This is a genomic window from Pontixanthobacter sp. CEM42 (assembly GCF_017812015.1).
Lineage (GTDB): Bacteria > Pseudomonadota > Alphaproteobacteria > Sphingomonadales > Sphingomonadaceae > Pontixanthobacter.
The window spans coordinates 314,761-333,794 of record NZ_JADQTN010000002.1; the positions used below are offsets into that span (position 1 = coordinate 314,761).

The 19,034-nt window shown below is 57.8% G+C and carries 16 protein-coding genes; 12 read left to right on the plus strand and 4 right to left on the minus strand.

The features are described from left to right. Nucleotides 1-10 precede the first annotated feature (10 nt). The 3 genes from J9777_RS11470 (at nt 11) to J9777_RS11475 (ending at nt 1,980) form a co-directional block, all read left to right on the plus strand. Nucleotides 11-1,003 carry an agmatine deiminase family protein gene (locus J9777_RS11470; protein WP_209349549.1) on the plus strand — a complete coding sequence of 331 codons (993 nt, stop codon included), beginning with the start codon at nt 11-13 and terminating at the stop codon, nt 1,001-1,003. 23 nt (nt 1,004-1,026) lie between these two features. Then, the gene (locus J9777_RS14750) at nt 1,027-1,149 is read left to right on the plus strand and encodes a hypothetical protein (RefSeq protein WP_280842202.1); all 123 of its coding nucleotides are present in this window, start codon (nt 1,027-1,029) and stop codon (nt 1,147-1,149) included. A gap of 72 nt (nt 1,150-1,221) precedes the next feature. Beyond that, the gene (locus J9777_RS11475) at nt 1,222-1,980 is read left to right on the plus strand and encodes a DUF1223 domain-containing protein (RefSeq protein WP_209348962.1); all 759 of its coding nucleotides are present in this window, start codon (nt 1,222-1,224) and stop codon (nt 1,978-1,980) included. A 2-nt stretch (nt 1,981-1,982) separates the two neighbouring features. Here J9777_RS11475 and J9777_RS11480 read toward each other — a convergent pair whose 3' ends face one another. The 3 genes from J9777_RS11480 to J9777_RS11490 all read right to left on the minus strand — a co-directional run bounded on the left by J9777_RS11480 (nt 1,983) and on the right by J9777_RS11490 (nt 6,683). After that, nucleotides 1,983-2,732 carry a sulfite exporter TauE/SafE family protein gene (locus J9777_RS11480; protein ID WP_209348963.1) on the minus strand — a complete coding sequence of 250 codons (750 nt, stop codon included), beginning with the start codon at nt 2,730-2,732 and terminating at the stop codon, nt 1,983-1,985. Nucleotides 2,733-2,746: 14 nt separating this feature from the next. Further along, nucleotides 2,747-4,765 (minus strand): threonine--tRNA ligase, encoded by a 2,019-nt coding sequence (gene thrS, locus J9777_RS11485; protein WP_209348964.1) that lies wholly within the window; start codon nt 4,763-4,765, stop codon nt 2,747-2,749. A gap of 232 nt (nt 4,766-4,997) precedes the next feature. Further along, complete coding sequence (locus tag J9777_RS11490) at nt 4,998-6,683, minus strand: alkaline phosphatase D family protein (protein WP_209348965.1); 1,686 nt, start codon at nt 6,681-6,683, stop codon at nt 4,998-5,000. Between the two features lie 143 nt (nt 6,684-6,826). Here J9777_RS11490 and J9777_RS11495 point away from each other — a divergent pair, with 143 nt between their 5' ends. The 9 genes from J9777_RS11495 (at nt 6,827) to J9777_RS11535 (ending at nt 17,905) form a co-directional block, all read left to right on the plus strand. Then, nucleotides 6,827-7,000: a hypothetical protein gene (locus J9777_RS11495; RefSeq protein ID WP_209348966.1), complete on the plus strand. Its 174-nt coding sequence runs from the start codon at nt 6,827-6,829 to the stop codon at nt 6,998-7,000. Then, a complete protein-coding gene (locus tag J9777_RS11500) occupies nt 6,997-7,611 on the plus strand; it encodes a hypothetical protein (protein ID WP_209348967.1) in 615 nt (204 codons plus the stop codon). Before J9777_RS11495 ends, J9777_RS11500 begins: the two co-directional genes overlap by 4 nt. After that, nucleotides 7,608-7,799, plus strand: a complete 192-nt coding sequence (locus tag J9777_RS11505) for a helix-turn-helix transcriptional regulator (protein ID WP_209348968.1) — start codon at nt 7,608-7,610, stop codon at nt 7,797-7,799. Before J9777_RS11500 ends, J9777_RS11505 begins: the two co-directional genes overlap by 4 nt. A 159-nt stretch (nt 7,800-7,958) precedes the next feature. Beyond that, entirely contained in the window at nt 7,959-8,711 is a 753-nt protein-coding gene (locus J9777_RS11510; RefSeq protein WP_209348969.1) for an alpha/beta hydrolase, read from the plus strand. 18 nt (nt 8,712-8,729) lie between these two features. Further along, on the plus strand, nt 8,730-9,593 hold the full coding sequence (locus J9777_RS11515; protein WP_209348970.1) for a hypothetical protein: 864 nt from the start codon (nt 8,730-8,732) through the stop codon (nt 9,591-9,593). Beyond that, nucleotides 9,590-10,573 carry an LLM class flavin-dependent oxidoreductase gene (locus J9777_RS11520; RefSeq protein ID WP_209348971.1) on the plus strand — a complete coding sequence of 328 codons (984 nt, stop codon included), beginning with the start codon at nt 9,590-9,592 and terminating at the stop codon, nt 10,571-10,573. The genes J9777_RS11515 and J9777_RS11520 overlap by 4 nt, the downstream gene beginning before the upstream one ends. Nucleotides 10,574-10,869: 296 nt before the next feature. After that, entirely contained in the window at nt 10,870-15,525 is a 4,656-nt protein-coding gene (locus tag J9777_RS11525) for an NAD-glutamate dehydrogenase domain-containing protein (RefSeq protein WP_245228791.1), read from the plus strand. A 1-nt stretch (nt 15,526) separates the two neighbouring features. After that, nucleotides 15,527-16,753 carry an FAD-dependent oxidoreductase gene (locus J9777_RS11530; RefSeq protein WP_209348973.1) on the plus strand — a complete coding sequence of 409 codons (1,227 nt, stop codon included), beginning with the start codon at nt 15,527-15,529 and terminating at the stop codon, nt 16,751-16,753. A gap of 3 nt (nt 16,754-16,756) precedes the next feature. Further along, nucleotides 16,757-17,905: a CoA transferase gene (locus J9777_RS11535; protein WP_209348974.1), complete on the plus strand. Its 1,149-nt coding sequence runs from the start codon at nt 16,757-16,759 to the stop codon at nt 17,903-17,905. Here the strand turns inward: J9777_RS11535 and queG are convergent. Continuing rightward, the gene (gene queG / locus J9777_RS11540) at nt 17,902-18,969 is read right to left on the minus strand and encodes a tRNA epoxyqueuosine(34) reductase QueG (protein ID WP_348631996.1); all 1,068 of its coding nucleotides are present in this window, start codon (nt 18,967-18,969) and stop codon (nt 17,902-17,904) included. The genes J9777_RS11535 and queG overlap by 4 nt on opposite strands. Nucleotides 18,970-19,034: the final 65 nt, after the last annotated feature.

Below are 19,034 nucleotides of genomic sequence, written 5' to 3' on the forward strand. Positions count from 1 at the left end.
AAGCCGGTCCATGACCATCCATATGCCGCCCGAATGGGCACCGCAGGATTGGTTGTGGATCGGCTTTCCACATGATGCAGACGAATGGCCGGGCTATCTTGAGCGTGCTCAAGAGCAAATCGCCGCTTTTGCCAATGCGGTTGCTGAAAGCGGGCAAGAGGTTCGCTTGCTTGTGCGCAATGAAGCCAATGAGGCGCGGGCACGCGAATTGGTCAGCGATGCCGTAACGCTGGAACCCCGAAGCTACGGCGATATCTGGCTGCGCGATACGGGGCCTTTGATCGTTTCGCGCGGGGCACAGCGCGTCGCCAAACGCTTTGGCTTCAATGGCTGGGGCGGTAAATATCTGATGGAAGGTGACCAAACAATCGGTTCGGAGATTGCCGCCGATGCTGGCTTGCTGGTCGAAATATCCGACTGGATTCTCGAAGGCGGCGCGATTGATGGTGACGGCACCGGATTGGTCGTAACTACCGAACAATGTTTGCTCAACCCAAACCGCAATCCTGATCTATCGCGCGCTGATATCGAGCAAAGATTGAAGGACGACTTGGGGTTCGAGCGTGTACTATGGCTCGGCGACGGCTTGGTCAACGATCACACCGACGGCCATGTCGACAACCTCGCGCGGTTTGTCGCCGCGAATACTTTGCTCATTCCCACACCATCGGGACCGGATGATCCGAATATCGGGATCTATGGTGCTGCTCGCACTCGCGCCGAAGCCGCCGAAGTGAGCATCATCGACGTCCCGTCACCCGGACTGATTGAACGCGACGGACAAATCGAACCGGCGAGCTACGTCAACTTCGCCATCACAACACATCTGGTTGTGGTGCCCACCTTCGGCTCCGGGCATGATGATGCAGGTGTCGCCGCGATAGCCGCACTGTTCGCTGATCGGGCAACGATTGGACTTCCTGCCGATGCCGTTCTGGCTGGAGGCGGCGGGTTCCATTGTGCCAGCCAGCAATTGCCCGCCGGAAAGTTAACCAGCCGTTAGGATTTGCCGACGATAGCAGGCGCATGGCCAATGCAATCAAAGCCCTCAATATCTCTTCCGACGATGTAATCGCGCCTGTGCGTGCGATGATCGTCAGCGGCTGCGGACTGGCCTTGATTTTCGCAGGGACATTCCATCCTTTCTGACATTTCGGCGTAACCGAACGCCGCCCATGATCGAATGGCAGTGAAACACCACAGTTTCACGAGAGCTTTCGCATGCAGAAATCGGGTCTTATCGTCGCCAGCGGAATCACCGCTCTTGTCGCAATCGGGGCGGCCACTTTGTCATCTGGGCAAGTCGATGCGCGGCAGGGAACCAAATTATCTGGTCCGATTGCATCGGCAAATGCACCCGTCGTACTCGAGCTCTTCACCAGTCAGGGCTGCTCATCCTGTCCTCCCGCCGACAAACTCGCCACGCGCCTTGCGAAAGACCCTTCGCTGCTCGTGATCTCCCGCCCGGTGACCTATTGGGACCGGCTAGGCTGGAAAGACACGCTGGGCAAGCAAGAGAACACCGATCTTCAGCGCGCCTATGCCCGTAAAGGGAATGAGGGCGCAGGAGTCTACACGCCGCAGATCGTAGTCGATGGCCGTCATGGAGCAGTCGGCTCGAATGAGCGCAATGTAACCGCCCTAGCGCGCGAAGCCGGTATGAAAAACAAGCCGCAACTTGTGATCGACAAATCGGCAAGCGGTGCCGTCACCATCTCCATCATGGGCAAGTTTGCTCCAGACGCTGAACTTAGCCTGGTGGCCCTGTCCTCCCACGAAACTGTGAAGATCGGTCGCGGTGAGAATGGTGGGCGGACGATCAACTACACCAATGTTCTCGTCGACGAGACCCGCCTCGGCACTGCCAAACGAACACTCACAATTGCCCCAAAGCAAATGCAGAACCGTTATGCCGACCGCTACGCCGTAATCCTGCGTGAGCCCAACGCTGGACCGATTGTGGCAGGGCAAATGCTCTAGGCCTAACTGCCCAGTAACCTTGCAAGCGACGCCAGCGCAGTCGCAGCCAACACGACCATGACGAAGATGCGCCACGCCGTATCGCTGACCTTACCAAAGGCTAGCGCGCCCACGTGATTGCCGAGCAGAACCGCAGGAAAAAGCAGAACGCCGAGGACAATCAAACCCCAATCCAGCAAGCCAATCGCCGCACCCGACCCAAGACCAGCTCCGGCAGCAATCGTGAAGATAAGCAGCATCGAAGGTTTGGCGATCTCTTTAGGAATATCGCGGCCCAGATAATAGGGGACGACCGGCGGGCCAGGCATACCTGCAAAGCCGGTTAGCAATCCGCTGATGATGCCGACGATACCGGTCTGGACAGCGCCAGGCTGATGTGCAGGCCGCTTGGGCAAGAACATCGCAAAGAACGCCGATAGCGCGATCAAAGCGATCAATACCCGCGCCAGCGCCGGAGCTGTTATGCTGAGGAGATAGAGACCCGGGAACGTTGCAATGACAACCAACAGGCTGATGGTCCACGCCGACTTTTCGGCTTCCCGCATGATGCGTTTGATCTCACTCAGACCGATCAGCACCGCCACGACGTTCGTTGCCAGCACTGCCTCAACCGGGGACATCGCCAGCGCAAGCACAGGTACCAGCAAAATGGCCAAGCCAAACCCCGCCAGCCCGCGAATGAAAGCCGCACCAAATGCTGCAGCAAGCGCCACTGCAATCTGCAGAGCCGTATAGCTCGCTAGCATTTCCATCTCAGCTCAACGCATCACGCTGTTGTTACCTCAGGGCGCAAATCGGGCGCGGTAGCGTTTGCCTTCAGCATCGCGATTGCTTCATCAAGCGAAAGGACTTGCTGGTCCTTTTCACCGAGAGTGCGGATGGCAACCGTGCCTTCCTCCTGCTCTCGCTTGCCGACAACCAGCAGATGCGGAACCTTCTTCAGCGAATGTTCGCGAACCTTATAATTGATCTTCTCGTTCCGAAGGTCAGCCTCGGCGCGAATGCCGGCGGCTTCCAGCTTCGCCAGAACTTCGCCTGCATATCCGTCAATATCCGAAACAATCGGAGCAACTACGGCCTGCATAGGCGCGAGCCATAGCGGGAGCTTGCCTGCATAGTTCTCGATCAGAATGCCGATAAAGCGCTCATACGAACCAAAGATTGCGCGGTGCAGCATCACAGGGCGATGCTTGCCGCCATCTTCGCCGATAAATGTTGCATCAAGACGTTCGGGCAGCACGCGGTCAGACTGGATCGTACCGACCTGCCATGTCCGGCCAATCGCATCGGTCAGATGCCATTCGAGCTTAGGCGCATAGAATGCACCTTCGCCAGGCAGTTCTTCCCAACCATATTCCTCAGTCGCCATGCCAGCATCGGCCACCGCATCGCGCAGTTCCTGCTCGGCCTTGTCCCAATCTTTGTCAGAGCCAAAGCGCTGCTCCGGGCGCGTGGCAAGTTTGATCGCGAACTTCTCAAAACCAAGGTCTTTGTAGACCCTCGCTGCGAGCTGGCAGAACTTGCGCGTTTCTTCGACCACCTGATCTTCCGTGCAGAAGATATGTGCGTCATCCTGCGTGAACTGACGCACACGCATCAATCCGTGCAGTGCGCCATGCGGTTCATTGCGGTGGCAACAACCCATTTCGCCAAGCCGGATCGGCAGATCGCGATAAGACGTGATTCCTTGTTTGAAGACCTGAACATGCGCTGGGCAGTTCATTGGCTTGAGCGCCATCCAATCAGCGTCGCCGCTGATGACGGGGCCTTCGTCTTCAACATTGGGAACCTCATCCGGGATCACGAACATGTTCTCGCGATACTTGCCCCAGTGGCCCGATTTCTCCCATTGGCGCGCGTCCATCACTTGCGGCGTTTTGATTTCCTGATAGCCGCCGCCATCCATCATCCGGCGCATATAGGCCTCCAGCTCGCGCCAGATTTTGTAGCCGTTCGGGTGCCAGAAGACGCTACCATGCGCCTCTTCCTGCAAGTGGAATAGATCCATCTCGCGGCCAAGCTTACGGTGATCACGTTTGCCCGCTTCTTCCAAGCGGTGAAGATGGGCGTTGAGCTGCTTCTTATTGAGCCAGCCCGTGCCGTAAATCCGCGTTAGCTGTGCATTCGCCTGATCGCCGCGCCAGTAAGCACCAGCGACGCGCATCAGCTTGAATGCTGCAGGATCGAGTTTGCCCGTGCTCGGAAGGTGAGGCCCGCGGCACATATCCATCCAGTCATCGCCGGACCAATAGACCGTCAGCTCTTCGCCTTCAGGCAATTCTGCCGCCCATTCGGCCTTAAAGCTCTCGCCATCGGCTTGCCACTTGTCGATCAATGCCTGACGGCTCCACGCTTCACGGCGCAGAGGTTTGTCAGCCTTGATGATTTCGCGCATCTTCTCTTCGATCTTGGGAAGATCATCCATGCCAAACGGATCGCGGCCTTCAGGCGCCATCACATCGTAATAGAAGCCGTCATCTGTCGAGGGGCCGAAGGTAATCTGCGTGCCGGGCCAGATCGATTGGACTGCCTCTGCCAAAACGTGCGCATAATCGTGACGCGCGAGTTCAAGCGCGTCTTCTTCGTCGCGAGATGTAATGAGCGCTAGCTCGGCATCGCCTTCGAACGGGCGGCCAAGATCGCGCACTTCGCCGTCAACTTTTGCTGCCAAAGCCGCTTTCGCTAGGCCCGGACCGATAGCCGCCGCCACGTCCGCAGGCGTCGAGCCTTCGGGCATTTCGCGTACCGATCCATCGGGCAGGCTGATTTTGAAAAGTTCGCTCATCGAATTCGTCCGTTCTTATTTTGGTGCGCCATGGCAGAATCATGCGCGCACCGGAAGAGTCGGTGTCCTTAAACTTACGATTTCAGGAGGTGGCACCGTACCGCCCGAAACCGGGCGGCAGTGGCAGGCTCAACGCGCGACCATCTGCCCCCGGACAAAGCCGGTGGTAGTGGTTGTGGTCAAGATACTGACTTTGTGCATAGCGATTATGTAGCCGCGAAGGATTTAACATTCAACCAATGTCGCCAATGTCGAGTTTATGGCTACCTGCCTCGCTGGAAATGCGCTGCGTCCCGGCCAACGCGGTAGACTTCGCCCGGACAGTTTCAAGGAAACGGTACTCCGATGTAGCCTTTGTGGGCGTTAGCTCGACTGACATATAGCCGCGGTTCTTGGTGTTGGCCCATTTGAGCTGCTCGTTCGCCTGCACCGATTGCGCGGCCATGTCCTCCGGCTTGATCCAGGTCAGGAAACCTTCCATGCCGGGAGAGGATACCGAGTGACCGGCGAATTCGATTCCAGCAGGAACGCCCATATTGCCGAGCTCTGACGCCCAGCCATTGTGGCTGTCGCCCGCCAGAACGATCAGGTTGGCGTCAGCCTCTTGCGCAGATTTGAGCAAGCGTTCGCGCGCCGCGGGATAGCCGTCCCACGCATCCATATTGAACGGTAGGCCAGCCATGCTGGTGAGCACGCCGCCCATGATCCGGTTGCGGATATATTCGGGCAGAGCATCGGTCATGCCCTCGGCGATATTCGGAGAGGATTTGAGGCTGGTCATCACGGTCTGCTGGAGCAGAACTTGCCACGCCTTCCCGGCTTTGCGTGAGGCCATCATGCCATCGGCCAGCCAGCCTTCTTGCACTTCGCCCATCAGGGTCCGCGATGAATCGCGCCATTCATCATTCTCGAATGCCTGCAATGCAGCGAGAATTTTGCCGGGGTCTTTGTCGCCGCGCCCGATAATCTCGCGCAGATCGAACGGCTTGGTCCGGGCCTCAAGTCGGGTTTCTAGGCGGAACAGCGTCGCCAGATCGCCAATCTCATAGGCAGCCCAAGGCGCATCTGAGACCGGCATCCATTCGCGTTTGGCACGCACCGCCGCTCGCTTGCGCGCGTCCCACGGTCCTTCGGTCTCAAGCTGGTGGTTCTGCGCGCCCGTTGCGTAGCTGTCATTTGCGCTCTCATGATCGTCAGGCACATGCAGCATCGGGAATAGTTGGTGTAGCCGCTGCAGATCAGGATCGCTGCGATATTGTGCATAACGTGCGCGGTAATCGGCCAGCTCGATGATCTCGTGATCGATACCGCGCATTCTGCCCGGCAGTTTCTGCTCCTCGGTCGGATAGACACCCCGACCATATTCATAGATGTAATCACCAGTGTGCAGCACCAGATCAGTGTCATCCGCTTCAGCTATGTGCGCATAGGCATTGAACCAGCCGAAGCCGATATTGGAGCAGCCGACGACCGCCAGCCGGAAGCGAGAGGTGGGCCCCTGCGGCAAAGTCCGCGTGCGGCCGATCTGAGACATTTGCCCATCGGGCGCGAAAAATCGGAAGTAATACCAGCTGTCAGCCTGCAAGCCATTCGCGACCGGCTTCACGCACCAATCATGCTCGGCGCGCGCAGTCACGCTTCCACCTGCGACCACCTCCGCAAAGGCCGCATCGCGCGACACTTCCCATTCCAAAGTGGTGTCCTGCGCCGCCTGAAACCGGGACCAGAGCAAGACACTGTCCGCGCTCGGTTCGCCGCTCGCGACGCCATATCCGAAACCCGGCAATGCTTTCGCCGTGACCGTTCCAGAAAGCGCAGTCAGTCCCGCGCCAAGCAATCCAGTACGAAACAGAGTGCGGCGGTCAAGCTGGGGTATGCGGGCTGCCGCCGAAGGCATTGGGAGTGAGTCAGTCTTCATTCCGAACGCATAGGCCTACCGTGTGACACAGCCAAGACTTGCAGGCAATTGGGACAAGCAACCCAATCATTATGTCAATGATGCTTGACTTATCGTGAATCCAATGTAAATGAAGCTTTACATAACGAAAGGGATCGTTGACTATGACTCAAGTTTACAAAGCTCTGCTGCTTGCTTCCGTAATGATAGGAATTGCCGTGCTGGCAGTGTTCGACATTGTTCCGGAAGAGTTCGCCCAATGGGCACCGCTCGCTCTTCTCGCAATCTTCCCGACCGCGTGGATGGGAAGCCACAGAAAATGTGAGGTGGCCCAATGACCGACACACTGAAAGCTCCGCAATCAGGCAGAGGTCCGATGGTATATGTCGGGATAATGTTCGCCGCGATTGGAACGGTGATCGCGCTCGCCGCAACCGGTGCGATCAACGGACCGACAGCGCTTGTCCTGATGATTGCCCCGCTATGGCTGATCATTCCAGCGATCAAGGCAGCCAATCGCAAGGCCAATGCCTCTTGCGGCGGGAAGGGCATAGCAAACAGGCGCTATCTCAGGCGGATCGCGATGTTCACATCATTCTATCTCGCCACGCTCGCGCTGATGACATTTGTTTCGAAGAGCTATGATCCGTCGCTGGAGCTGCGCACGTTTCTGGCCATCTTGCCTGGTTTAGCCATCGCTGGGATGTTCTGGGCAATCGGGCGACTAATCATCGAACAAACCGATGAATTCATCCGCATGCTCACTATCCGCCAATCGCTCTGGGCCACAGGTTTTGCATTGAGTGCTGCGTCGGTCTGGGGCTTTCTCGAGCAAGCCGATATTGTCATTCATGTTGACGCATATTGGTGGGCTGTGTGGTGGTTCTTCGGCCTTGGGGTCGGCGCAATTGCCAACCGCATCCAATATGGCACATGGGGCGCGGCATGAAGAACCGGCTCAAGGTACTTCGTGCAGAACGCGATTGGAGCCAGCAAGATTTGGCCGATCGGCTCGGCGTATCGCGGCAGAGCGTCAACGCGATCGAGACCGGTAAATATGATCCGTCATTGCCGCTGGCCTTCACCATCGCCGAAACTTTTGCTATGTCTATTGAAGAGATATTCGAGCGAGGCTGATCGGAGGGATCACAAATGCGATATGCTGTTCTCTTGTTTGTAGCCTTTTTGGGCGGCTGTCACGACGGGCCTGCCGGACAATGCGACGAACCAATGGAACTTCCAACATTGTATTGATCACTGCTTGCGTGATGCTGTGTGATCGGGAATGAGCGCTGCATGACCAGCGTTCAATTTTTTCAAGTGCCCATTGGTGAGCAGCCTGGTGAGCACATAGCGTTTCGCCATCTGGACCACGCGAGCCACAAACCCACTCTCGTATTCTTGCCCGGCTATATGTCCGATATGGACGGCGGCAAAGCGACCGCACTGCTCGAATGGGCAGCGCAGCAATCAATCGGCTGCCTATTGCTTGACTATTCAGGCTGCGGCCAGAGCTGCGGTGACTTTGCCGATGGCACATTGTCCAAATGGCGCGATGAAGTGCTGGCGCTGATCCAGGCACGCGGAATCGATAATGTGGTTCTGATCGGGTCTTCGATGGGCGGTTGGTTGATGCTGATGATTGCGCTGGCTTTGGGGCCACGCCTGTCGGGAATAGTTGGCATAGCTTCCGCGCCTGACTTCACTGATTGGGGGCGTTCCGATGCTGACAAGGAGAAACTCGACGCGGGCGAAACCATATTTGATGACAATCCATACGGCCCTGAACCCACGCCGATGTATGCCGAATTCTGGAAAGACGGTCAGGCCAACCGGCTTCTGACTTCCGAGATTGCAATCGACTGCCCGGTCCGCCTGCTGCACGGCGAACGGGACACGGATGTCCCGCACCGCATCAGTTTAGAGATCGCGAAACGGCTCCGTTCGGACGATGTACAGGTAACCTTGATCAAAGACGGTGATCACCGCCTGTCTCGCGATAGCGATATCACGCTGATGCTGAGTCAGGTGCAAAACCTGCTCGACTAGTCCTACGGAGATTTTCTGGTGCTTTCCGCTACTCTTGCCCTGCTGCTGCAAGTCGGCCCCAATCCGGGCGCCGCGCCGGTTACCGCCGTGCCGCCCGAACTTGATGAGCTGCGCCGAAGACAGCGCACCGAACAAAATGCCAATGGCAATGACAATGACGGTCTCGCTCCCGTCGCCGACCGCCTGCAGTCATGTCTCGTCCGCGCAGAGCAAGATAGCACCGCGGCGCGGATTGAAGCCGAGGCATGGTTCAATAGCGCAATCGGGCTAACCCGCGCGCAAGCTCTGCAATGCCGCGGCTATGCAGAGGCCAATTTGGGCCAATGGGCCGATGCTGCGCGCAGCTTCATTGCCGCGCGCGATGATAGCGATGCAGTCGATGCCAAATATCGCGCACGGCTAGGCGCGATGGCTGCCAACGCATTGCTGACTGCGGGAAATACCGAAAGCGCATTGCCCGTGCTGGATCGTGCCAAGGATGACTCAACCGAAGCAGAGTTCACCCAATTGAGTGCAGAGATAGAGATCGACCGCGCTCGCGCCTTAGTAAGCCAGAACAAGCTGGCCGCCGCATCGGAAGCCCTCTCGGAAGCGCGGACACTCGCCCCGATGAGTGTCCGCGCTTGGCTTCTGTCAGCGACACTGTCGCGCCGGACTGATGATCTGGCAGCGGCACAAACTCAGATCGAGCAGGCAGCGATGCTTGATCCTGCCAATCCGGAGATTGGCTTGGAGGCCGGTGTGATCGCCGTACTTTCGGGCAATGACGGGGCAGCACGGCTGAGCTGGCAATCGATTGTGACGCTTGCGCCAGATAGTCCCCAAGCAACTACCGCAAAATCCTATCTCGCTCAGCTAGAGAACACCGAAGAGCAACCATGATCCCCCTATCCGTTCTCGATCTGGTGCCCGTCCGCGAAAGCGGGACACTTTCCGAAGCGTATTCAGCAGCGGCAAGTCTGGCCCAAGCCGCCGAGCGCTGCGAATATAAGCGCTATTGGGTTGCCGAACATCACGCGATGGAAGGCATTGCAGGTGCTGCGGCATCGGTCGTGCTCGCTCATATCGGCAACGCAACATCAACTATTCGCATCGGCTCAGGCGGGATCATGCTGCCCAATCACAACCCGTTTGTGATCGCCGAGCAGTTCGGCACGCTTGCAGCATTGTTCCCCGGACGGATCGACCTCGGCTTGGGAAGAGCACCGGGTGCCGGACCCGAATTGCAACGTGCCTTGCGCAAGAATTTGAACCAAGCCGCTGAGTACTTTCCGCAAGATGTGACCGAACTACGAGCGCTGTTCACTGGTGATATCGATTTGCCTGTGACCGCCACGCCGGGTCGCGGTGCCGATGTCGAAATGTGGATGCTAGGATCGAGCCTGTTCGGTGCGCAGCTCGCTGCGAAACTGGGCATGCCTTATGCATTCGCTTCGCATTTCGCGCCCGACCATCTGGATGCCGCGTTGGAAATGTACCGACGAGACTTTCAACCATCGGAGGCTCTCGAAAAGCCACATGCAATGGCAGCGATGACGATTATTGCGGCTGATACTGACGAGCAGGCGGAACTGATCGCGACGTCGCAATTGCAGGCATTCGTGCGCCTGCGAACCGGTAGTCCCGGCAAGCTACCGCCGCCAATCGAGTATTATCGCACCTCACTTCCGGCACAAGCACAGGCAATGTTGGCGCATATTGGTCAGGCCAGCGCGATTGGCTCGCCAGCCACAGTCAAAGCGAATGTCGAAGCGTTTATCAAACGCACCGGGGCGGACGAGATTATCGTTGCCGGCTCAACTTTTGACCCCGAAGACCGCATCCGCTCGCTCGAACTCACGATGGATGTGTTGGGCGGTTAAGCGTACATCACCGACCCTACGGCTTGGCGGGTCACAGCTTTTCTGCAATCGTATGCAAGAGCCGCTTGCAGGTCTCGCCCGATAGGCCTATCCGCCGCGCATCACAGCCCGCAAACACGCGGCGCTAGGCAATACCAACCGGGCGATGCGCCCACGGAGCTTTACGGATGGGTTCAAATACCACCGGCCAGAGTCCCAAAGGTCAAAGTCCCAAAGATAAACCTCGCAATTTTGCCCCGAAGCCTGTTCGCCGTAAGGCTGAACACACAAAGCTGACGGACGCGCTTACCAAGCAAATGCGCGAGTCGCTGCTGCCAGGCGACACCCCGTTTGAAGCGAACAAGCTGCGCGAAGCTGCTGCATTTCTGCTGGACACAGCCGCACGGCGCGAGACCAAGATTTCATCGATCTCCCTTGCTTCGGCCAGCGATGGTCACCGCTTTATGCGGATTGCCATCGTCAATGACGACATGCCGTTTCTTGTCGACTCGCTAGCAGCCACAATCGCAGCGCAGGGCCTCGCGATTGACCGACTGGTTCACCCGGTTGTCGCGGTAACGCGCAACGAGAATGGCGAGCTCCAGACTATCACCAAGACATCGTCCAAAGACGAAGCGCATGAATCGATGATTTACATCGAAACCACGCGAATCGACGCCAAGAAACGGCGCGATCTGGAAAAGGTTCTTCGCGTTACCTTGGGTGATGTACGCGCGGCAGTCAGCGATTGGCCCAAACTGCGCGAAGTCATGATCGCCGATGCAGCGCATGTGCTTGGCTTGGGCGCCGACAAAGAAGGCGCTGCGCTACTTGAATGGCTCGATAACGGCATGCTGACGCAGCTCGGACACGTTACGCGCAAACGCGATGGCAGCGAAACCGGCCGGATCGGTATCTGCCGCAAGAGCGCCAAAGAACTCCTGTCCAACCAGTCCTACGATCGTGCCTTTGCATGGTTCGACGATCCGGCAAACCGCACCAAGCGCGTTCCCCTGATTATCAAGGCGAACCAGCTGGCCAACGTGCACCGGCGTGTTCCGCTCGACCTGTTTCTCGTGCCTGTGGTCGCGAAGGGCAAGGTGACGGCGTTGTCAGTACACGCCGGGGTTTGGACCAGCGCCGCTTTGGCTGCGAAGCCGGATGAGGTCCCGAGCCTGCGCTCGCATATGAGCCGACTGATGGACAAGTTCGGCTTCGATGCCAGCGGCCACGCCGGCAAGGCTCTGGTTCACGCGCTCACCGCATTGCCGCATGATCTGATCATCGGCTTTTCCGATATCGATATTGCACGCGTCGCGACGGCCATGATGGGTCTTGTCGATCGGCCGCGACCGCGACTTGCTATTGTCGAAGCACCGCTGTCACGCCACCTCTTCGCCTTTGTTTGGCTGCCGCGCGATATGCTGTCCACGCAGGTCCGCGAGCAAATCCAGACATTGCTCAAAGACGGTGCGGGCGCCCAATTGCTCGACTGGAGCCTGCAGGTCGAAGGCGGTAATCTGGCGATGCTCCGCTTCGTGCTCGACATCCGCGATGGCGATGCGTGCTTTGATGAAGCAGCGATAGAACAACGTATGCAAAACATGCTGCGTGGTTGGTCCGAAGCGGTCGAGCATGAATTGTCTCAGCTGGAAGATGCTGGCCGCGCAGCCGCGATTGCCACGCGCTATGCCGACATATTCCCGGCTTCCTACCGCACAACATATGGCGCGGTAGAAGCAGCCCGTGACATTCGCCGTATGCGGCACTTGCTGACAATCGACAGCGCGACATCAGCAAGTCAGGCTCCCCAGCGCGATGCGCGGCTTTACCATTTGGACGGCGATCCAAGCGATTGCCTGCGCCTCAAAATCTACGAGCATGAAGGTGCCTTGCCTCTGTCAGACGCGGTTCCCGCGCTGGAGAATTTCGGCTTTGAAGTCCGTTCGGAAATTCCAACGGCATTGGATGGCGGCAAGCTCGGTACGATACATGACTTCACGCTGGCTCTACCAGCTGGCGTCGATGTCGCGCCAATTCTGGAACGCGCCGATGCAATCGAAGCAGCCATCGCGTCGGTTCTCAACGAAGTGGCCGAGGATGACCCGTTCAACCGTTTGGTGATTGGCACCGGCCTGGCGGAGCGGGAGGCCAATTGGCTGCGCGCATTCTATCGCTATCTTCGCCAAGCCGGAATGGGCTTCACCATTTACACTGTGGTCGATGCATTACGCGGGGCACCAGCAGTTACCCGCGCGCTGATCGAACGTTTCACCGCCGCACATGACCCTGAATTCTCGGGCAAGCGCGATGACGCCATTGCCAGCGCCGAAGCGGCAATCAAGCAGGGCCTATCCAAAGTCGCAGCGATCAATGATGACCGGTTGCTGCGCCTGTATCATGCACTGATCAAAGCGATCTTGCGGACCAATTGCTTTGCACCCGCAGGCGCTGAAGCACTGGCCTTTAAAATCCAGTCCGACCTCGTGCCCAATCTGCCTAAGCCTGTGCCGTGGCGCGAGATATTCGTCTATTCGACCCGCGTCGAAGGCATTCACTTGCGCGCCGGACCAGTTGCGCGGGGCGGGCTACGCTGGTCCGACCGTCGCGATGACTTCCGCACCGAAGTCCTTGGACTGATGAAAGCACAGCGCGTCAAGAACGCGGTGATTGTACCAACCGGCGCAAAAGGTGGCTTCTATCCCAAGCAGCTACCTTCACCCGCCATCGACCGCGATGGTTGGGCCGCTGAAGGCCGCGCAAGCTATGAAGTGTTTATCCGCACATTGCTGACCATCACAGACAATATCGTCGGTGACAAAGTGGTGCACCCCGACGCGGTTGTGCCGCTCGACGGCGAAGATCCCTATTTCGTGGTCGCTGCTGACAAGGGCACTGCTACATTTTCTGACGTGGCCAACGGTATCGCTGAATCGCGCGACTTTTGGCTCGACGACGCCTTTGCCAGCGGCGGTTCCAACGGATACGATCACAAAGCCATGGGCATTACCGCAAAAGGCGCGTGGGTGTCTGTTCAACGGCATTTCCTTGAAATGGGTGTTGATGTCCAAAGCGATCCGGTCCGCGTGGTCGGCTGCGGCGATATGTCGGGCGATGTGTTCGGCAACGGTATGCTGCTGTCGAAGAGCATCAAGATTATCGCCGCTTTCGACCACCGACACATCTTTATCGACCCCGATCCGGATGCGGCAACGAGCTGGAAAGAGCGCAAACGCCTGTTCGATCTGCCGCGCTCAAGCTGGGAAGATTACAATAGCAAGCTGATTTCCAAAGGTGGCGGCGTCTATCCGCGCGCTTCCAAAATTATCAAACTATCAGCGGCGGGCGCAAAGGCGCTCGGTCTAGAAACGCGCGAGATTGAGCCTGAGGCTTTGATTTCTGCGGTTATGAAAGCGCCTGTTGACCTGATCTGGTTCGGCGGCATCGGAACCTACATCAAGGGCTCTTCCGAAAATAACGTCCAGGTTGGTGATCCGGCGAATGACTCGCTCCGGGTTGATGCCAGCGAAGTGCGCGCCAAGGTCATTGGTGAAGGCGCAAATCTAGGTGTGACTCAAGCCGCGCGGATCGAATTCTCGATGAATGGCGGTCGACTCAACGCCGATTTCATCGACAATTCGGCGGGCGTCGATTGTTCGGATAATGAGGTCAACATCAAGATCGCGCTCGCGGCAGCACGGCGCTCGGGCAAATTGTCCGAGAAGAAGCGTAACACGCTGCTTGCCTCGATGACCGATGAGGTTTCGAACCTCGTATTAGAAAACAACCGCCTGCAAGCGCTTGCTCTGTCGATTGCCGAAGCAGGCGGAGCAGGCGCAATGGCATCGCAGTTGCGCTTGATCGAGGCCCTCGAAGATCGCGGCGCGCTGGACCGGCGAACCGAAGGCATTGCCGATGGCGAAGCTCTATCGCGCCGTGCAAGCGATGGCGTTGGTCTAACTCGCCCCGAGTTGGCGGTGTTGCTTTCATCGACCAAACTGGTTCTGCAGGACGCCATAGAGAAAACATCCTTGCCCGATGATGCGAGCTTGCTCGATCCACTTGTCGATTATTTCCCGACACCGATGCGCAAAAAATATCGCGCGGAGATCGAAGGGCACCGCCTGCGGCGCGAAATCATCGCGACGGCACTGGCCAATAAAGTCATCAACCGGATGGGAATTATCCATCCTTTCGAACTGGCCGAGGAAGAGGGCGTTGGCCTTGGCGATGTTTGCGCATCGTTCATTTCCGCAACCCACTTATTCAATGTCGAGGCGCTCTGGACCAAGCTCGAGAACACCAAAATGCCGGAAACTGCACGCATCTTGCTATTCCGCCATATTGCAGGCGTGATGCGCAGTCAGATGGCTGATCTGATGCGCGCGGGCGCGAGCATTAAAATGCCGTCAGAAATGATAGCGACCTTGAACAAAGGCGTTGTCGAACTCTCAAGCGGAACCGAAGGCTTGCTCTCGGCAGAAACGCGGCACCAGACCGACAAGCTCCGCGACGAGTTTATTGCTGCGGGCGCGCCTGATTCCATCGCATCGGAAGTCGCGCATCTTTATGATCTCGACGGTTCGGTAGGACTGGCTTCGCTAGCGAGGAAAGCCGAGATCAAGACGCGTCCGCTCACGGCCGCGTTTACCGATCTTGGCGAACGCTTGGGTCTCGACTGGGCGCAGGGTACTGCTGCGATGAGCAACCCTTCCGATGTATGGGAGCGATTGCTAGTGGCCGGTTTAGCCCGTGATTTCCAGCAAATGAGACTCGACTTCCTGCGCCGCCTTTCACGGCGGAAGGGAGCTAAGAAGGACCCGCTCGGCGCAGTCGCCAACTGGGCTGGCGAGCATGAAGCTGCCATTCGGCAATTCCGCAATATGATCCGCCGTGCGCAGGTCCAAACGGCGGTCGCCCCGGCGATGCTAGCGCAGATTGCAAGCCAAGCTAGGAACCTGCTAGGCCGCTAGCATGGATCATGCAGATGTATTGATTGTCGGCACCGGGCATGGCGGGGCGCAAGCTGCGATTGCTCTACGCCAAAACGGTCACGAAGGTTCGATCACAATGATCGGGCGCGAGCGCACTCATCCTTATGAGCGCCCGCCATTGTCCAAAGAATATCTGGCAGGCGACAAGCCGTTCGAGCGGATTTATATCCGCCCGCCACAATTTTGGGCCGACAAGAATATCGATGTGCGGCTTGGCAAAGCGGTGATCGAAGTCGATCCGGTTGGTAAAACCGTGTTGATGAGCGACGACAGCAAAATGTCCTATCGCAAGATGATCTGGGCAACCGGCGGTGATGCACGGCGGCTATCGTGCAGCGGTTCGGATTTGGAAGGCATCCATACGGTTCGCAATCATACCGATGTCGAACGGATGATGGGTGAGCTGGAAGGCGGGGTGAAGCACGCGGTCGTAGTCGGCGGCGGCTATATCGGACTAGAGGCTGCAGCGGTCTTGCGCAAAATGGGCCGCAACGTTGTGCTTCTCGAAGCATTACCGCGCGTATTGGCGCGCGTTGCCAGCGAAGAGCTTTCCCAATTCTACCAGAACGAACACCGGGCGCAGGGTGTCGATATTCGGCTTGAAGCGATGGTAGAATCCATCATTGGCGAAGATGGCAAAGTCACCGCCGTAAAGCTTGCGACCGGTGAAGAAATTGCCGCTGATATGGTGGTAGTCGGGATCGGCATTGTACCGTCTGTAGGTCCGCTGATCGCTGCGGGTGCGGCAGGATCAAACGGCGTCGATGTCGACGAATATTGCCGGACAACTCTCGATGACATTCACGCGATTGGTGACTGTGCAGCGCATGCCAATGCCTATGCTGACGGGGCGGTCATTCGGGTTGAATCTGTCCAGAACGCCAATGACATGGCCACCACCACAGCAAAGTCGATCATGGGCGACAAGCAGCCCTATCATGCGTTCCCGTGGTTCTGGTCGAACCAATATGATCTGCGCTTGCAAACTGCAGGTTTGTCGTTGGGATATGATCAGACAGTAGTGCGCGGCGATCCGGTAGACCGGAAGTTCTCTGTTCTGTATCTGAAAGAGGGCCGGTTGATTGCGCTGGACTGCGTGAACAACGTCAAAGACTATGCACAGGGGCGCAAGCTGGTGGAAGCACGGCTAACACCCGAGCTTGATGTGCTTGCCGATATCGAAATCCCGCTGAAGAGCTTGCTCTAAACCATGTTCGCACCAAATGACGGTATGCCCATGCTGAATGGGCTGAAAGTGGTCGATATGACCAGCATCGTCTTTGGTCCTTATTGCACGCAGATACTGGCCGATTTTGGCGCTGAAGTGACGAAAATCGAGGCGCCTGGCGGAGACTTCTTTCGGTACGCTGGCAAGCCTGCGCAGACCACAGGTATGGGACCAGGTTTTGTTGCGCTCAATCGCGGAAAGAAATCGGTTCTGCTCGACTTGAAAGAGCAGGCCGACGCCGAGCGGTTGCGCTCCATGATCGCTGAAGCGGATATCTTCATTCACAATGTCCGCAGCGAAGCCATCGATCGCCTAGGCTTTGGTGCTGACGCGATGCAGGCGCTTAATCCGGCGCTGATCTATGTCCAGTGCGTCGGCTTCGGATCGGACGGCCCCTATGACGGGCTACAAGCCTATGACGATGTGATCCAAGCGGCGAGCGGCGCGGCCAGCCTGTTACCGCGTGTCGATGGCAATCCTGCGCCGCGTTATCTTCCCTCGCTGGTGGCGGACAAGGTGGCTGGCTTGCATGCGGCCTATGCAGCGATGGCAGCGGTGATCCACCGGATGCGGACAGGCAAAGGGCAAGTGGTTGAAGTGCCAATGTTCGAGGCATTCACCAGCTTCCTGATGAAAGAGCATTTGGCAGGGCTAACCTTTGATCCGCCCAACGCCAATGCGGGATATGACCGGCAGATCGATCCGGACCGCCAGCCATTCCCGACCAAGGATGGTTATATCTCCATCGTCCCCTACCGACCCGGCCATTTCCAGCTTGTGATTGGTTTGATGGGTGACGAAGAATTCGCCGCACAGGAGCGCTTTGCCAGACCCAAAGGCCTCGCTGCGGCGCTGCCAGAACTCTATGGGAAAATTGCCGAACTGGCCCCATCGCGCACCACCGCCGAATGGCTGGAAGTGTTCCGCGAAGCACAAATTCCAGCCATGGCGGTTCGCGATCTGAACGATATGCTGGATGATCCGCATCTGGATGCGACCGGCTTTTTCGCGACGACTGAACACCCCACCGAAGGCCCAATCCGGCAAACGCGCGAGCCGTCACGCTTCTCCGGATGGAATGCTGGCGATCTAGGCAATGCTCCCAACCTTGGCGAACATAACGAGGACTAGCTTAGCTTAGCCAACGCCCAATCGGCTGCTTCAGCAACCGCAGGATCGGGATCATCTGCAAGCTTTTGCACCTGCGGGACGAGCGCCTGATCATTGCTATTGCCCGCCGCAATCAGACAGTTTCGCACAAACCGGTCACGCCCGATCCGTTTGATCGGCGAGCCTGAAAAAAGCGCGCGGAATGCGGTATCATCCAGCCCAAGAAAATCTGCCAGCTTGGGCGCGATTAGCTCGTCACGCGGAGCGAACGCCTTATGCCGCGCCGCTGTGTCGGCAAATTTGTTCCAAGGGCAAACGGCGAGGCAATCGTCGCAGCCATAGATGCGGTTGCCCATCGGTTTGCGGAACTCTTCAGGGATGGGGCCCTTATGCTCGATGGTGAGGTAGGAAATGCACCGCCTTGCATCGACGACATATGGCTGCGGAAAGGCATCGGTCGGGCAGGCATCATGGCAGGCAGTGCACGATCCGCATTGATCGCCATGCGGTTCGTCCGGCGCAAATGGCACCGTCGTGTAAATCGCGCCGAGAAACAGCCAGCTTCCGTGCTCGCTGCTGACCAAATTGCTGTGCTTGCCCTGCCAACCGATGCCGGACGCCTCACCCAGCGGTTTTTCCATCACCGGCGCGGTATCAACGAACACTTTTAGCTGCGGCTCTTCAAGCCCGAGCTTTTTCGCTTCCGCCACCAGCCAACGCGCCAATGCCTTGAGCGCCTTCTTGACTGTATCGTGATAATCGCGGCCCTGCGCATAGACCGATATTCGCGCTTTGTCGGGATGCTCTTCCAGCGCCAGCGGATCGACATCGGGCGCATAGCTCATACCCAGCGCGATCACGCTTTGCGCCGCTGGCCACATGCTTTGCGGGCCCTGCCGCACATCGGCGCGGTCGGCCATCCATTCCATCGAGCCGTGATTGCCAACATCCAGCCATTCGCGCAGCCGCGCTGCACGCACCGGATCATCTTCAGCCGAAGTGAAGCCCACGCTGGCAAAACCCAGACGCCGCGCTTCCTCGATCAGACGATCCTTAAGGCCAACAATTACTGGCGCGTTAACCACGATTGGGGTTACTCCCGTTCACATGCGGCGCGTAACCGGCGCGCATGCACATGCCGCTAAGCGAT

Bases quoted from the DNA above. Each gene is read 5' to 3' on its own strand.
- J9777_RS11480 (WP_209348963.1), bottom strand. From the start codon at position 2,732: ATGGAAATGCTAGCGAGCTATACGGCTCTGCAGATTGCAGTGGCGCTT.
- J9777_RS11475 (WP_209348962.1), top strand. From the start codon at position 1,222: ATGCAGAAATCGGGTCTTATCGTCGCCAGCGGAATCACCGCTCTTGTC.
- J9777_RS11510 (WP_209348969.1), top strand. From the start codon at position 7,959: ATGACCAGCGTTCAATTTTTTCAAGTGCCCATTGGTGAGCAGCCTGGT.
- J9777_RS14750 (WP_280842202.1), top strand. From the start codon at position 1,027: ATGGCCAATGCAATCAAAGCCCTCAATATCTCTTCCGACGATGTAATC.
- J9777_RS11505 (WP_209348968.1), top strand. From the start codon at position 7,608: ATGAAGAACCGGCTCAAGGTACTTCGTGCAGAACGCGATTGGAGCCAG.
- J9777_RS11470 (WP_209349549.1), top strand. From the start codon at position 11: ATGACCATCCATATGCCGCCCGAATGGGCACCGCAGGATTGGTTGTGG.
- J9777_RS11500 (WP_209348967.1), top strand. From the start codon at position 6,997: ATGACCGACACACTGAAAGCTCCGCAATCAGGCAGAGGTCCGATGGTA.
- J9777_RS11530 (WP_209348973.1), top strand. From the start codon at position 15,527: ATGGATCATGCAGATGTATTGATTGTCGGCACCGGGCATGGCGGGGCG.
- J9777_RS11490 (WP_209348965.1), bottom strand. From the start codon at position 6,683: ATGAAGACTGACTCACTCCCAATGCCTTCGGCGGCAGCCCGCATACCC.
- J9777_RS11495 (WP_209348966.1), top strand. From the start codon at position 6,827: ATGACTCAAGTTTACAAAGCTCTGCTGCTTGCTTCCGTAATGATAGGA.
- thrS (WP_209348964.1), bottom strand. From the start codon at position 4,765: ATGAGCGAACTTTTCAAAATCAGCCTGCCCGATGGATCGGTACGCGAA.
- J9777_RS11525 (WP_245228791.1), top strand. From the start codon at position 10,870: ATGCGCGAGTCGCTGCTGCCAGGCGACACCCCGTTTGAAGCGAACAAG.
- J9777_RS11520 (WP_209348971.1), top strand. From the start codon at position 9,590: ATGATCCCCCTATCCGTTCTCGATCTGGTGCCCGTCCGCGAAAGCGGG.
- J9777_RS11535 (WP_209348974.1), top strand. From the start codon at position 16,757: ATGTTCGCACCAAATGACGGTATGCCCATGCTGAATGGGCTGAAAGTG.